Origin of the sequence: Roseovarius sp. MMSF_3350 (genome assembly GCF_030733425.1) — a bacterium.
Classification (GTDB): domain Bacteria; phylum Pseudomonadota; class Alphaproteobacteria; order Rhodobacterales; family Rhodobacteraceae; genus Roseovarius.
Map to the genome: position 1 here is coordinate 85,634 of NZ_JASHIZ010000009.1, position 14,023 is coordinate 99,656.

Genomic DNA, 14,023 nt, shown 5'->3' on the forward strand with positions numbered 1-14,023 from the left:
CCGGTCAGGCGCGCAGGCCACGCACAAAGCTGGTGAGTGCGAAGAAGATCGCCGCGACGCAGACGATTGAGGGCCCCGCCGGCGTGTCGAGCAGATAGGCCGAGTGCAACCCCGCCACGGCGGAGACCGCGCCGATGACGGCGCCGAACAGGGCCATCTGTTCGGGCGTGCGCGACAGCGGCCGGGCGGCGGCGGCCGGGATGATCAGCATCGCGGCGATCAGCAGAACGCCGACCACCTTGATGGCCACGGCCACCGTGATGGCGAGCGCGAGGGTGAGGATCAGCTGCTCGCGGCGCGGGTCGATGCCGCTGGCATGGGCGAGATCCGGGCTGAGGGTCGAGGTCAGGAGCGCGGACCAGCGCCAGCCGATCAGGGCCACCACCAGCACCGCGCCGCCCCAGATCACCGCGAGATCGCCGCGCGAGACCGCAAGAATGTCCCCGAAGAGATAAGCCATCAGGTCGATCCGGATGCCCGAGAGGAACGACACCGCCACCAGCCCGAAGGCCAGTGCGGAATGCGCCAGCACGCCCAGAAGCGTGTCCATCGCGTAGCCGCGGCCGGTCAGCACGGTGACGGTGAGGGCCATGGCCAGCGCCACGGCCACGGCGCCGGCGAAAATCGAGATCTGCAAGGCCAGCGACAGCGCCACGCCGAGGATCGCGGCATGGGCGGTGGCGTCGCCGAAATAGGCCATGCGCCGCCAGACGACGAAGCTGCCCAGAGGAGCGGCGGCGCAGGCCACGCCGATACCGGCCAGTGCGGCGCGGGTCATGAAATCGTCCAGCATCATTCGGCAGCCTTCGTCGTGGAGTCGTCGTGCGCGTGGTCGTGACCGCAGGTGGCGTCATGGCTGTGGTCATGGTCGTGCCGGTAGAGCGCCAGTGCGCCCCCGGTGCCGGTGCCGAACAGGGCCTGGTATTCGGGGGCCGCCGAGACGATCTCCGGCGTGCCTTCGCAGCAGACATGTCCGTTGAGGCAGATCACCCTGTCGGAGGCGCTCATGACCACGTGCAGTTCGTGGCTGATCATCACAACGGCGCAGCCGGTCGCGGCGCGCACCTCCTCGATCTGGCGGTAAAAGGCGGCAGACCCGGGCTGGTCGAGACCCTGCGTCGCCTCGTCGAGCAGGAGCAGGTTGGGCTGTCCGATCAGGGCGCGGGCCAGGAGGATGCGTTGCATCTGCCCGCCCGACAGGCCCGACATCTGCCGGTTCGAGAGGTCGGGTACGCCGGCGCGGTCGAGGGCGGCGGCGATCTGGGTCGGGGTCGCGCCGCCGGGCAGGCGCAGGAAACGCGACACGGTCATCGGCAGTGTCGGGTCGATATGCAGCTTTTGCGGCACGTAGCCAATGCGCAGCCCCGCGCCACGCTCGATCCGGCCCGAGGCCGGCGTCACCGCGCCGATGAGCGCGCGCAGCAAGGTCGTCTTGCCCGAGCCGTTGGGGCCGACCACGGTGAGGATCTCGCCGGGGTCGATTTCCAGGCTCACGCCGCGCAATACCTTAGTGGCGCCGTAGCCGACGCTGATGTTCTGGACGGAGACGAGGCTCATGTCCCGGCCTTCTCCGAACAGGCGGGGCAGAGGCCCTCGGCCTCGACGACGGTCCGCTCGATCCGAAAACCGGCGGCGCGGGCGGCATCGCCCAGGGCGCCGCGGGCCGGGGTGGCCTGCGCCTCGGCGACCGAATCGCAGCTGCGGCAGATCATGAAGGCGGGCGAGTGGTTCGCGCCGGGATGGGCGCAGGCGATGAAGGCGTTGAGCCGTTCGATCTTGTGGGCGAACCCGTTGCCGACGAGAAATTCCAGCGCGCGATAGGCGACCGGCGGCTGCGAGCCGAACCCGGCCTCGCGTAGGGCATCAAGCATCTCGTAGGCGCCCAGGGCCCGGTGTTCGCGCAACAGGATTTCAAGCGCCTTGCGCCGGACCGGCGTGAAGCGCAGGCCCTCGCGGGCGCAATGCGCCTCGGCCTCGGCAATGGCGGAGGCGATGCAACTGGCGTGGTCATGCGTCTCGAACCCGACCGGGTCGGTCGGCGGCGTGTCTTCTGATCTTGCGCTACTTGTCATAGTATAACAGTTCGTGTATCCGATAGGAAATGTTATACAATCACAAGAGGTCGCCAATGTCCAGAAACCTTCTTCCCTTGTCCGCCGCGGTCGCTGTTCTGGCCGGACCCGCCTTGGCCGAGGCACCGCAAGTGGCGGTGGATATCGCGCCGGTGCATTCGCTCGTGGCGCGGGTGATGGACGGGGTGGGCGAGCCCGTTCTGATCGTAGCGCCGGGCGCCAGTCCGCATGAATACAGCCTGCGCCCCTCGGAAGCGGCGGCGATGCAGGACGCGGACGTGGTGTTCTGGATCGGTCCGGACCTGACGCCCTGGCTGGAGGATGCGCTGGGCACGCTGTCGGGCGAGGCGCGGGTGGTGACCCTGATGGAGGCGGATGGCACGGTCGAGTTGCCGGTCCGCGAGAATGCTTTGTTCGAGGCGCATGACCATGGCGATCACGGGGACGAAGGCCATGACGATCACGCGCATGATCACGGGCACGAAAACGACGCCGCGCATGAGCACGCCGAGCATGACCACGAGGAGCATGAAGAGGCGGGCCATGACGAGCACGCCGACCATGACCACGAGGCGCATGAAGAGGCAGGCCATGACGACCACGCCGAGCATGACCACGCAGATCATGCGGACCACGGTCATGACGAGCACGCAGAGCACGACGAGGACCATGCCGGACACGGGCACGCGCACGGAGATCACGACCCGCACGCCTGGCTGTCGCCCGACAATGCGGCCACCTGGCTGAACGCGATTGCGGCCTCGCTGTCGGCGGCCGATCCCGACAATGCCGGGGCTTATTACGCCAACGCCGCGGCCGGGCGCGAGGAGATTGACAGCCTGAAGGCTGAAATCGACGGTATTCTTGAGCCCGCGCGGGATGGCAGCTTTATCGTCTTCCACGACGCCTATCAGTATTTCGAGGCGGCGTTCGATCTGCCGGCGTCTGGTGCGATTTCGGTTTCCGATGCGTCGGACCCCAGCCCGGCGCGGGTGGCGGAGATCCGCGACCGGGTCAGTGAGGCCGGGGTGACCTGCGTCATGTCGGAGCCGCAATTCTCCCGGGGCATCGTGGAGGCTGTCACGGACGGAGCCGCGGTGAATGTCGGCGTGATCGACCCGTTGGGATCGGATCTGGAGCCGGGAGCGCAGCTTTATCCGCAGCTTTTGCGCAACCTTGCAACGGCGCTGGCGGAGTGCCTCTGACCCGGGTCAGGTGCCGGTCAGAAGCTGGTAGCCGGGGGTCGTGATCGCCTTGACCGTGGTAATGGGGGCGTCCTCGATCCAGGTGGTGCGCTCGATCACCAGAAGGGCTGCGCCCGGCTCGGCCTCCAGCAGGTCGGCCAACCGAGTGTTGGCGGAGATGGCGTAGAACCGCAGGTCGAGCCGTGAATAGGGCTTGTTCAGAACCAGCCATTCGTTCGCGCTCTGGCCGGTGAAGTCGAGGTTTTGCACTTCGGGGGAGGTTTCGGGGCAGATCCAGCGGTCCTCGAAAATGTAGGGGCGTCCGTCGGACAGGTGCAGCGCCTCGACGCGAAGCATCGGACGGGGTGCCCCGAGCCCGAAGGCGGCGACGACGCCGCGCGGCGCCGGGGCCATGCGGCGGCGGATCAGCTGATATCCGTAGCGCGCGCCGCTCTGTTCCACCTCGCGCCGTGTGATGGGAATGTCGAGCGTGGCGCGGGTGACGGGTTCGGCCCGGACCCGCGTGCCGCCCTTGCGGCGGCGTTCCACGAGGCCGCTGTCGGAGAGATCTTGCATCGCGCGCTGGACAGTGGAACGGGCGCAGCTGAGATCTTCGGCGATGTCGGCGTCGCGGGGCAGGCGGTCTCCGGGGCCGTAGCGGCCGGTGAGGATCTGTTCGTGGATCCGGTCGCGGACTTCCCTCCACGACAGGCGGGAGTCGGAGGTCATATGTCCTGTCCCAGCGTGGTGACGACGTCGAGGAAAGTGCGCGTGATGCGGTCGCGGTCGACGTGGCGGCCGTCCTTGACCATGTGACGGCCCGAGCTCCAGACATCGGTGACGCACGCGCGACCGCGACCGGAGAAGATCAGGCTGTCGAGGACCGCATCGCCGGTGCGGTTGCACAGGAACTCGTTGTCGGTGGAGACCGCGATGAGATCGGCCAGCTGGCCCTCGGCGATCTGCCCCGAAGCGCGGCCAGCCGCCTGCGCCCCGGCGCGGGAGGCCGCCTCGAAAAGCACGCGGCCGGTGGAGTGGTCCGCCGTGGCCATCGCCGCGCGGCTGCGGTCGCGCAGGCGTTGGGAATAGTCGAGCGTGGCCAGCTCCTCCCACAGGGCGATGTGGATGTTGGAATCCGAGCCGATGCCGAACCGGCCCCCGGCTGCGCGGTAGTCAGTGCCGTTGAAGATCCCGTCGCCAAGACTGGATTCGGTGATGGGGCAGAGCCCGGCCACGGCGCCGGTTTGCGCCAGGGCGGCCGTTTCGGCGTCGGTCATCTGGGTGCAGTGGATAAGGCACCATCGATCGTCGACCGCCGCGTTGTTCAGCAGCCATTCGACCGGGCGTGCGCCGTGATGGGCCTCGACCTCCTCAACCTCGGCCACCTGTTCTGCAAGGTGCATGTGGATCGGGCCGTCGGGGCAGATGGCCTGCGCCTGGGCCAGCGCCTCGGGCGGGACGGCACGCAGGGAATGGGGCGCGACGCCGATGTCGAAATCCTCGGGGCCGTTGGCCACCAATGCGGCGCTGTCGGCGTGCAGCCGGGCGAAAAGGTCGGGATCGCTGCCGAAGCGGCGCTGTCCGCCTTGCAGCGCGCGCCCGTCGCAGCCGCCTTGCATGTAATGCACCGGCAGAAGCGTGAGGCCGATACCGGTATCCTGCGCCGCCTGCGTGATACGCGCGGCCATTTCGGCCAGGTCGGCATAAGGGGTGCCGCCGATGTCGTGGTGCAGATAGTGGAATTCGGCCACCGCGCCGTAGCCGGCCTCGAGCATTTCCATGAAGACGAGCTCCGCGACGGCCTGAACATGATCGGGCGTGAGGCGGTCTAGGAAACGGTACATCAGTTTCCGCCATGTCCAGAAGCTGTCGCGCGGGTCGGGGCCGCGGGTTTCGGTCAGCCCCGCCATGGCGCGTTGAAAGGCGTGGCTGTGCAGATTGACCGGGGCCGGCAGAAGCAGGTCGACGGACTGTGCGTCCGGCGAAGGGGTGCGGGAGATTCGCGTGATGCGCCCCTGATCGATGGTGAGGCAAAGGTCGCTGACCCAGCCATCCGGAGTAAGGGTCTGGCGAGACTGGATTTTCTGCACGGGCGATCTCCATTGACAAAATATGTACCTACATATTACCGTTATGTACGTTGCTTTGCAAGGAAGGTCGAAATGTCGGATCAGCTGATGATCACCAATGCCACCGTTGCGACCATGGACGGTTCCGAAGATGGCTATGGCCTGCGTCGCAACGCGGCGCTGCGGGTGCAGGGCGAGCGGATCGACTGGATCGGGCCGATGGCCGAGCTTGGCGAGTTGCCGCAGGACGCGCAGGTGATCGATGCCGGAGGGCGGCTTTTGACGCCCGGACTGATCGACTGTCACACCCATATCGTGCATGGCGGCAATCGCGCGCGGGAATTCGAGATGCGCCTCGAAGGGGCGAGCTATGAAGAGGTGGCGCGCGCCGGGGGCGGGATCGTCTCGACCGTGACGGCGACGCGGGAGGCGGACGAGGATCTGCTGCTGGCGCAGGCGCTGACACGGGCCGATGCGCTGATTGCGGAAGGGGTCACGACTATCGAGATCAAGTCGGGTTATGGCCTTGATATAGAAACGGAACTCAAGATGCTGCGCGTGGCGCGCGCGGTGGGCGAGGCGCGTCCGGTCCGGGTGGTGACATCTTTCCTCGGTGCGCACGCGGTGCCCAAGGGGACGGATGCGGACAGTTATATCGACGAGATCTGCCTGCCCGCCTTGGAGGCGGCCCATGCCGAAGGGTTGGTCGATGCGGTGGACGGCTTCTGCGAGGGGATCGCGTTCGACACCGCCCAGATCGCGCGGGTGTTCGACAAGGCCGCGGCGCTGGGTCTGCCGGTCAAGCTGCATGCCGAGCAGCTGAGCAATATCGGCGGGACGAAGCTGGCGGCGGAGCGCGGTGCGCTGTCGGCGGATCACGTGGAATATGCGAGCGAGGATGACGCCCGGGCGCTGGCAGAAGCGGGCAGCGTGGCGGTCTTGCTGCCCGGGGCATTCTACACGCTGCACGAGACGCAAAAGCCGCCGGTCGCGGCGTTCCGCGCCCATGGCGTGCCGATGGCGGTGGCGACGGACTGGAACCCCGGGTCGTCGCCGATGGGGTCGGTCCTTTTGGCGATGAACATGGCTTGTACGCTGTTCGGCCTGACTCCGGCCGAGGCGCTGGCGGGCACGACGCACCATGCAGCCCAGGCGCTGGGGCTGTATGACCGGGGCGAGATCGCGCCGGGGATGCGGGCGGACCTGGCCATCTGGGATGTCGAGGAACCGGCGGAGCTTAGCTATCGCATCGGGGTGAACCCGCTGCACAAACGGATATTCGGAGGTCGGACATGACCCTGACGCTGGTGCCGGGAGAGACCCGGCTGGACACGCTGGAGCGGGTGTGGCGCGAAGGTGTGGCGGCGGTGCTGACGCCGGATGCGCGGCCTGCCATTGAGGCGGCGGCAGGGCAGGTCGCGGAAGCGGCGCGCGGGAATGTGCCGGTTTACGGGGTGAACACCGGGTTCGGCAAACTGGCCTCGGTGCGGATACCGCCCGAGGATGTGGAGACGTTGCAGCGCAACCTGATCCTCAGCCATTGCTGCGGCGTGGGCGAGCTGCTGGAGCCTGAGACCACGCGCCTGATGATGGCGCTGAAGCTGCTGTCGCTGGGGCGTGGCGCCTCGGGCGTGCGGTGGGAGATCTGTGCGCTGATCGAGGGGATGCTGGCGCGGGGCGTGATCCCGGTGATCCCGTCGCAGGGCTCGGTCGGTGCGTCGGGCGACCTTGCGCCACTGGCGCATATGGCCGCCGCGATGATCGGCGAAGGCGAGGCGCTGCTGGACGGCGTTCGGATGCCCGCTGGCGACGCGCTGGGAAAGGTCGGGCTGACGCCCGTGGTGCTGGGCCCCAAGGAAGGGCTGGCGCTGATCAACGGCACGCAGTTCTCGACCGCATGCGCGCTGGCGGCGCTGTTCGACGGCATGCGCGCGCTGAGGGCGTCGATCGTGACGTCGGCGCTGTCGACGGACGCCATCATGGGCTCGACCCAGCCATTGCAGCCTGAAATCCACGGCTTGCGCGGCCACAAGGGGCAGATCGATGTGGCGACGGCGATGTCGGCGCTGATGGCGGGCAGCGAGATCCGCGAAAGCCACCGCGAAGGCGACAGCCGGGTGCAGGACCCATATTGCATCCGGTGCCAGCCGCAGGTGGCGGGGGCGGCGCTGGACCTGCTGCGCTTTGCCGCGCAGACGCTGGAGATCGAGGCGAATGCCGTCACGGACAATCCGCTGGTGATCGAGGCGGGGATCGTTTCGGGCGGGAATTTCCATGCAGAGCCGGTGGCCTTTGCCGCCGACCAGATCGCGCTGGCGCTGTCGGAGGTCGGGGCCATCGCGCAGCGGCGCGTGGCGCTGATGGTGGACCCAGCCTTGAGCCACGACCTGCCGCCTTTCCTGACGCCCGCGCCAGGGCTGAATTCAGGCTTCATGATCGCCGAGGTGACGACGGCGGCGCTGATGAGCGAGAACAAGCATCTGGCGAACCCCTGTTCGACCGATAGCACGCCGACCTCTGCCAACCAGGAGGACCATGTGAGCATGGCCGCCCATGGCGCGCGGCGGCTGCGCCGGATGAACGCGAACCTGTCGATGATCCTGGGCGTCGAGGCGCTGTGCGCGGCGCAGGGGATCGAGGCGCGCGCGCCGCTGGTGACGTCGCAAGCCTTGCAACGCGCGATTGCGACGATCCGGGCGGAGGTGCCGCGGCTGGAAGAAGACCGGATGATGGCGCCCGACATGGAGCGGGCGGCGGCGCTGGTCCGCGAGGACGCGCTGGCGCGCGAGACGGGCGTGGAGGTCGGGCTGTGAGTTTTCTCGAGGTGACGCGCGGGCAAAGCCCGCTGGTTCTGGGATTGCCCCATACGGGCACGGATGTTCCCGGTGATATCGCTGCAGGGCTGAACGAGACCGGGCAAGGGCTGGCCGATACGGACTGGCATATTCATCAGCTTTACGCCGGGCTGGCGGGCGACGTGACCACGGTGCGCACGACCATCCACCGCTATGTCATCGACGTGAACCGCGACCCGGAGGGTGCGAGTCTCTATCCCGGTCAGAACACCACGTCGCTGTGCCCGGTGACCGATTTCGACGGGCAGCCCATATGGCGCGAGGGGGCTGAACCCGACGAGGCCGAGATCGTACGGCGACGGGAGGCATATCACGCGCCCTATCACGCGGCGTTGATGGCTGAGTTGGAGCGAGTGCGCGGGATACACGGGTTCGCGGTGCTTTATGACTGCCATTCGATCCGGTCGGAGATACCCTATCTTTTCGACGGGACGCTGCCCGATTTCAACGTCGGAACCGACGCGGGCCGGACCTGTGCGACACCGATCCAGACGCTTGTGTATGGGGTCTGCGAGGCGGCCGAAGGGTACAGCGCCATCCTGAACGGGCGGTTCAAGGGCGGCTGGACAACGCGGCATTACGGCCGGCCCGACGAGGGCCTGCACGCGATCCAGATGGAACTGGCGCAGTCCACCTACATGCAGGAAAGCCCGCCGTGGGAGTATGCGCCTGATCGCGCCGACCGTCTGCGCCCGCATTTGAAGACCATTCTCGAAGATTTGATACGTTGGAGGCCCGAATGACCAATCCCCGCCATAACCTGCGCGACATCTACCCCCCGACCGGCACGGAAATCAGCGCCAAGAGCTGGCTGACCGAGGCCGCGATGCGGATGCTGATGAACAACCTGCACCCCGACGTGGCCGAGAACCCGCATGAACTGGTGGTTTATGGCGGCATCGGGCGTGCCGCGCGGACATGGGATGATTTCGACCGTATCGTTGCCGGGCTGAAGGATCTGGAGGCGGACGAGACGCTGGTGGTCCAGTCGGGCAAGCCTATCGCCATCGTGAAGACCCATGCGGACGCGCCGCGCGTTCTGATCGCCAATTCCAATATCGTGCCGCATTGGGCCAACTGGGACCATTTCAACGAGCTCGATAAAAAGGGTCTTATGATGTACGGCCAGATGACGGCCGGGTCGTGGATCTATATCGGAAGCCAGGGCATTGTGCAGGGCACCTACGAGACGTTTGCCGAAGCCGGGCGCCAGCATTACGACGGCGACCTGACCGGCAAGTGGATTCTGACCGGCGGACTTGGCGGCATGGGCGGGGCACAGCCGCTGGCCGCGGTGATGGCGGGGGCCTGCTGTCTGGCGGTGGAGTGCAACCCGGACAGCATCGATTTCCGCCTCCGCACGCGGTATGTGGACGAGAAGACCGACAGCCTGGATGAGGCGCTGGAGATGATCGAGCGCTGGACCAAGGCGGGCGAGGCCAAGTCGGTCGCGCTGCTGGGCAATGCGGCGGATATCTTTCCCGAGATCCAAAAGCGCGGCGTGCGGCCTGATATCGTGACCGACCAGACCAGCGCGCATGACCCGGTGAACGGCTACCTGCCGCAGGGGTGGAGCATGGCCGAGTGGCGCGAGAAGCGTGAGAGCGACCCCAAGGCGGTCGAGAAGGCCTCGCGCGCGTCGATGAAGGTGCATGTGAAGGCGATGGTGGATTTCTGGAATGATGGCGTGCCGACGTTGGATTACGGCAACAACATCCGGCAGGTGGCGCAGGAAGAAGGGCTGGAGAACGCCTTTGCCTTCCCCGGTTTCGTGCCAGCCTATATCCGGCCCTTGTTCTGCAAGGGGATCGGGCCGTTCCGCTGGTGCGCGCTGTCGGGCGACCCCGAGGATATCTACAAGACCGACCAGGCGATGAAGGAATTGTTCCCCGAGAATGAGAAGCTGCACACGTGGCTGGACATGGCGCGCGAGCGGATTTCCTTCCAGGGGCTGCCGGCGCGGATCTGCTGGATCGGGCTGGGCGACCGGCACCGGGCCGGGCTGAAGTTCAACGAGATGGTTGCCAGCGGCGAGTTGAAGGCGCCGATCGTGATCGGGCGAGATCACCTCGACAGCGGCTCGGTCGCCAGCCCGAACCGCGAGACGGAAGCGATGAAGGACGGATCGGACGCGGTGAGCGATTGGCCCTTGCTGAACGCGTTGGTGAACACCGCGAGCGGCGCGACCTGGGTCAGCCTGCATCACGGTGGCGGTGTCGGCATGGGGTTCAGCCAGCACGCGGGCGTTGTGATCGTAGCGGATGGCACGCCGGAGGCCGCGAAACGGCTGGAGCGGGTGCTGTGGAACGACCCGGCGTCGGGCGTGTGGCGCCATGCGGATGCGGGTTACGAGACCGCGATCGACTGCGCGAAGGATCACGGCTTGCGTCTGCCCGGCATCCTGGGGAACTGAGCCATGCACAGGGCCGCCAGCGTCAGGGATGCAGCTTGCCAACTGTGGCGACGCGCATGCCATGGCACGGAAATTAATCAACCGCGTCCGAGATCGGACCTCGGGCCGGGGCCGCTCGCTGCAAACCGCTTTGCGGCCTTGAAAAACCGCAGCTTCGGCGCGACTGCTGGGAAAACGTGCGAGGCGCTGCGATGAAACAATACCAAACACCACCAACCAACAAGGAGAGACCCATGGATAGACGTAAATTTTTGACGACCGCCGCCATCGGCACCGCCGCCGCGCCGCTGGCCACCCCGGCCATCGCGCAGGACGTGCAGCAATGGAAGATGGTCACGGCATGGCCCAAGAACCTGCCTGGCCCCGGTGTCGCCGCGCAGATGCTGGCCGACCGGATCACCACCCTGTCGGGCGGGCGGATCGAGGTAAAGCTGTTCGCCGCGGGCGAACTGGTCCCCGGGCGCGGCGTGTTCGACGCCGTCAGCGAAGGCACGGCGGAGCTATATCACGCGGTGCCGGCCTATTGGGGCTCGAAATCCAAGGGAATCCTTCTGTTCGGCTCGCAACCCTTCGGCCTGCGCGCCGATGAGCAGGTGGGCTGGCTGTATCACGGTGGAGGACAGGCGCTCTATGACGAGATGTACGGCCAGTTCGGCATCAAGCCGTTCCTGTGCGGCAACTCCGGCCCGCAATGGGGTGGCTGGTTCCGCAACGAGATCAATTCGGTCGAGGATCTGAAGGGGCTGAAGTTCCGCACCACGGGCCTTGCCTCCGAGATGTGCGCCAAGCTGGGCATGGCGGCCGAGGCAATGGGCGGGCCGGACATGTTCCAGGCGTTGCAGACTGGCGCATTGGACGCGGGCGAGTTCATCGGGCCCTGGACCGACAGCGCTCTGGGCTATCAGCAGGTGGCCAAGAACTATTACTGGCCCGGCGTGGGCGAACCGTCCTCGGCCGAGGAATGCGGCGTGAATGCCGAGGTGTTCGGCGCATTGTCCGACGACCTGAAAGAGGCGGTGTCGGTGGCGTGCGAAAGCCTCTACAACCTGGTCTGGACGGAGTACACCACCAAGCACGCCGCCTCGTTGAAGAAACTGGTCGAGGAAGATGGAGTGCAGGTCAAGAAGTTCCCGCAGGAGGTGATCGACGCCATGGGCGAGGCCGCCAAGGAAGTGATCGACGAATTGCGCCAGGACGACGACGAACTGGTCAAGCGGATCACCGAAAGCTTTGTCGCCTATCGCGACAGCATCGGGGCCTACATGACCTATGCCGACAACGGGCAGATGAATGCCCGCGCCGAGGTGATGGGCTACTGAAACATCGGGCGCGCGGGGGCAACCTCGCGCGCCACGACCAAAGGGGCAGGGAAGGCCGGAGAATGCTGGCACTGGCGGGAATCATCGACGCGATCAATCGCGGCATAGCCGGCGTTCTACGCTGGTTCGCGCTGCTGATGGTGCTGGTGCAGTTCGGCATCGTCGTCGGGCGCTATGTCTTCGGCGTCAATTCGATCTGGGTGCAGGAAAGCGTGCTGTACCTCCACGCCACGCTGTTCATGCTGGCGGCCGGATACACCCTGCTGGTGGACAAGCATGTGCGGGTGGACATCTTCTATGCCAAGGCCGCCCCGGCCACGCGGCGGTGGATCGACATGGCCGGGCATCTGTTTTTGCTGCTGCCCTCGATGGTGGCGCTGATCTGGTGGTCGTGGCCGTCGGTGCGAAATTCCTGGAAAATTCTTGAAGGGCCGATCTCGGTCGGAGGAATAGAGGCGGTGTTCCTGCTGAAATCGCTGATCCCGGTGTTCTGCGTGCTGGTGGTGTTGCAATCCATCGCGATCCTGCTGCGGCTTTTCGCCGGGGAGGAGCCGGCGTGACGGAATATCTCGATCTTCTGATGTTCGCGGCCCTGGTGGTGGCGATACTCTCGGGCTTTCCGGTGGCGTTCAGCATCGCCGGTATCGCGGTGCTGTTCGCCTATCTGGGCTGGACGCTGGGCGCGATGGATATCTCGCTTTTGGGGGCGTTCGGGCAACGGGTGTTCGGGCTGATCTCGAACCAGGTGCTGATCGCCATACCACTTTTCGTATTGATGGGCGCGCTTTTGGAGAAAAGCCGCATCGCGGAGGAGTTGCTGGACACGATGGGCCGGGCCTGCGGATCGTTGCGTGGCGGGCTTGGTATTTCCGTGATCCTGGTGGGCGCGCTTTTGGCGGCGTCGACCGGCATCGTGGGGGCGACGGTGGTGGCGATGGGGATGATCGCGCTGCCGACGATGCTGCGCTCTGGGTACAATCCGAGCGTGTCGGCCGGGATCGTGTGCACCGCGGGAACGCTGGGGCAGATCATCCCGCCCTCGACCCTGCTGATCATCCTCGCCGACGTGATGTCGAATGCCTATCAGCAGGCGCAGTACGAGCAGGGCAAGTTCTCGGTCGAGGCGCTGTCGGTGGGACAGTTCTTTGCCGCCGCATTGATCCCCGGGTTGGTGCTGGTGTCGCTTTACCTGATCTATGTTCTGGTGCGCGGTGCGCTGCGCCCGCAGGACATGCCGCCTGCGGACGCGACCATGGCCAAGCCGAGCGGGCGTGAGGTGCTGGGGGCCATCGTGCCGCCCGTGCTGCTGATCTTTGCTGTGCTGGGCTCGATCCTGGGCGGGTTGGCGACGCCGACCGAGGCCGCCGCCGTGGGGGCGGTGGGCGCGCTTTTGATGTCGGGCGCGCGGCTGGGGCGGGCGCGCGGTCTGATCCTGTTCGCCGCCGCTGCGCTGATCGTGCTGGCCATCGCGGCGGGGGTGTTTCCGGTGCGGTTGCAACGCGGTGACCTGGGCGCAGGGTCCTACGTAGCGGGCGGTCTGTATATCCTGTTGGCCGTGATCGGCGTGCTGGGCGTGCTGGCGGCGCTGCGCAACGTACTGACAGAGCGGGTGGCGCATGATGCCGTCACCTCGACCATGACGATGACGGCGATGATCTTTGCCACGATCCTGGCCGCGGGAATGTTCTCGCTCGTCTTCATCGGGCTGGGCGGCGAGGATCGGGTGGCCTATTGGCTGGCGAACCTGCCGGGCGGGGCGACCGGGGCGCTGATCGTGACGATGATCATCGTCTTCTTCATGGGCTTCTTCCTCGATTTCGTGGAAATCTCGGTGATCGTGCTGCCGCTGGTGACACCGTCGCTGATCCTCTTGGGGCATGACCCGATCTGGCTGGGGATCATCCTGGCGATCAATTTGCAGACGTCCTTTCTGACGCCGCCATTCGGGTTCTCGTTGTTCTATCTGCGAGGTGCTGCGCCGCCGGAGATCACGACCGGCCATATCTATCGCGGCGTGATGCCCTTTATCGGGTTGCAGGCGCTGGGCGTCGCCGTGGTTTGGATCTGGCCATCCCTGGCGACGTGGCTGCCGCGCGTGATGTTCTGAGGCG

At 66.4% G+C, this 14,023-nt stretch carries 13 protein-coding genes; 8 read left to right on the plus strand and 5 right to left on the minus strand.

The features are described from left to right. Nucleotides 1-4: 4 nt before the first annotated feature. The 3 genes from RBB31_RS10570 to RBB31_RS10580 are packed head-to-tail and all read right to left on the minus strand — an operon-like array spanning nt 5 to nt 2,072. Entirely contained in the window at nt 5-793 is a 789-nt protein-coding gene (locus tag RBB31_RS10570; protein WP_306129255.1) for a metal ABC transporter permease, read from the minus strand. After that, nucleotides 793-1,557 carry an ATP-binding cassette domain-containing protein gene (locus tag RBB31_RS10575; RefSeq protein ID WP_306129256.1) on the minus strand — a complete coding sequence of 255 codons (765 nt, stop codon included), beginning with the start codon at nt 1,555-1,557 and terminating at the stop codon, nt 793-795. Before RBB31_RS10575 ends, RBB31_RS10570 begins: the two co-directional genes overlap by 1 nt. Next, nucleotides 1,554-2,072 (minus strand): transcriptional repressor, encoded by a 519-nt coding sequence (locus RBB31_RS10580; protein WP_306129257.1) that lies wholly within the window; start codon nt 2,070-2,072, stop codon nt 1,554-1,556. The genes RBB31_RS10575 and RBB31_RS10580 overlap by 4 nt, the downstream gene beginning before the upstream one ends. A gap of 56 nt (nt 2,073-2,128) precedes the next feature. On the opposite strand from RBB31_RS10580, the gene RBB31_RS10585 reads away from it, so the two are divergent. Beyond that, nucleotides 2,129-3,277 carry a metal ABC transporter solute-binding protein, Zn/Mn family gene (locus RBB31_RS10585; RefSeq protein ID WP_306129258.1) on the plus strand — a complete coding sequence of 383 codons (1,149 nt, stop codon included), beginning with the start codon at nt 2,129-2,131 and terminating at the stop codon, nt 3,275-3,277. A 6-nt stretch (nt 3,278-3,283) separates the two neighbouring features. On the opposite strand, the gene RBB31_RS10590 is transcribed toward RBB31_RS10585, so the two are convergent. Further along, on the minus strand, nt 3,284-3,985 hold the full coding sequence (locus tag RBB31_RS10590; RefSeq protein WP_306129259.1) for a GntR family transcriptional regulator: 702 nt from the start codon (nt 3,983-3,985) through the stop codon (nt 3,284-3,286). Then, nucleotides 3,982-5,346 (minus strand): formimidoylglutamate deiminase, encoded by a 1,365-nt coding sequence (locus RBB31_RS10595; RefSeq protein WP_306129260.1) that lies wholly within the window; start codon nt 5,344-5,346, stop codon nt 3,982-3,984. The genes RBB31_RS10590 and RBB31_RS10595 overlap by 4 nt, the downstream gene beginning before the upstream one ends. A gap of 84 nt (nt 5,347-5,430) precedes the next feature. Between RBB31_RS10595 and hutI the strand changes: the two genes are divergently transcribed. The 7 genes from hutI (at nt 5,431) to RBB31_RS10630 (ending at nt 14,019) form a co-directional block, all read left to right on the plus strand. After that, complete coding sequence (hutI, locus tag RBB31_RS10600) at nt 5,431-6,621, plus strand: imidazolonepropionase (RefSeq protein ID WP_306129317.1); 1,191 nt, start codon at nt 5,431-5,433, stop codon at nt 6,619-6,621. Continuing rightward, nucleotides 6,618-8,138, plus strand: a complete 1,521-nt coding sequence (gene hutH, locus RBB31_RS10605; RefSeq protein WP_306129261.1) for a histidine ammonia-lyase — start codon at nt 6,618-6,620, stop codon at nt 8,136-8,138. The genes hutI and hutH overlap by 4 nt, the downstream gene beginning before the upstream one ends. Continuing rightward, on the plus strand, nt 8,135-8,923 hold the full coding sequence (hutG, locus tag RBB31_RS10610; RefSeq protein ID WP_306129262.1) for an N-formylglutamate deformylase: 789 nt from the start codon (nt 8,135-8,137) through the stop codon (nt 8,921-8,923). Before hutH ends, hutG begins: the two co-directional genes overlap by 4 nt. Further along, nucleotides 8,920-10,593 carry a urocanate hydratase gene (gene hutU / locus RBB31_RS10615; RefSeq protein ID WP_306129263.1) on the plus strand — a complete coding sequence of 558 codons (1,674 nt, stop codon included), beginning with the start codon at nt 8,920-8,922 and terminating at the stop codon, nt 10,591-10,593. Before hutG ends, hutU begins: the two co-directional genes overlap by 4 nt. 233 nt (nt 10,594-10,826) lie before the next feature. Further along, nucleotides 10,827-11,912, plus strand: a complete 1,086-nt coding sequence (locus RBB31_RS10620) for a TRAP transporter substrate-binding protein (RefSeq protein WP_306129264.1) — start codon at nt 10,827-10,829, stop codon at nt 11,910-11,912. A 62-nt stretch (nt 11,913-11,974) separates the two neighbouring features. Further along, nucleotides 11,975-12,472, plus strand: a complete 498-nt coding sequence (locus RBB31_RS10625; protein WP_306129265.1) for a TRAP transporter small permease subunit — start codon at nt 11,975-11,977, stop codon at nt 12,470-12,472. Next, nucleotides 12,469-14,019 (plus strand): TRAP transporter large permease subunit, encoded by a 1,551-nt coding sequence (locus RBB31_RS10630; RefSeq protein ID WP_306129266.1) that lies wholly within the window; start codon nt 12,469-12,471, stop codon nt 14,017-14,019. The genes RBB31_RS10625 and RBB31_RS10630 overlap by 4 nt, the downstream gene beginning before the upstream one ends. Nucleotides 14,020-14,023 lie beyond the last annotated feature (4 nt).

Coding starts and splice junctions, on each gene's coding strand:
- RBB31_RS10570 (WP_306129255.1), bottom strand. CDS start 793: ATGCTGGACGATTTCATGACCCGCGCCGCACTGGCCGGTATCGGCGTG.
- RBB31_RS10575 (WP_306129256.1), bottom strand. CDS start 1,557: ATGAGCCTCGTCTCCGTCCAGAACATCAGCGTCGGCTACGGCGCCACT.
- RBB31_RS10580 (WP_306129257.1), bottom strand. CDS start 2,072: ATGACAAGTAGCGCAAGATCAGAAGACACGCCGCCGACCGACCCGGTC.
- RBB31_RS10585 (WP_306129258.1), top strand. CDS start 2,129: ATGTCCAGAAACCTTCTTCCCTTGTCCGCCGCGGTCGCTGTTCTGGCC.
- RBB31_RS10590 (WP_306129259.1), bottom strand. CDS start 3,985: ATGACCTCCGACTCCCGCCTGTCGTGGAGGGAAGTCCGCGACCGGATC.
- hutH (WP_306129261.1), top strand. CDS start 6,618: ATGACCCTGACGCTGGTGCCGGGAGAGACCCGGCTGGACACGCTGGAG.
- hutU (WP_306129263.1), top strand. CDS start 8,920: ATGACCAATCCCCGCCATAACCTGCGCGACATCTACCCCCCGACCGGC.
- RBB31_RS10620 (WP_306129264.1), top strand. CDS start 10,827: ATGGATAGACGTAAATTTTTGACGACCGCCGCCATCGGCACCGCCGCC.
- RBB31_RS10625 (WP_306129265.1), top strand. CDS start 11,975: ATGCTGGCACTGGCGGGAATCATCGACGCGATCAATCGCGGCATAGCC.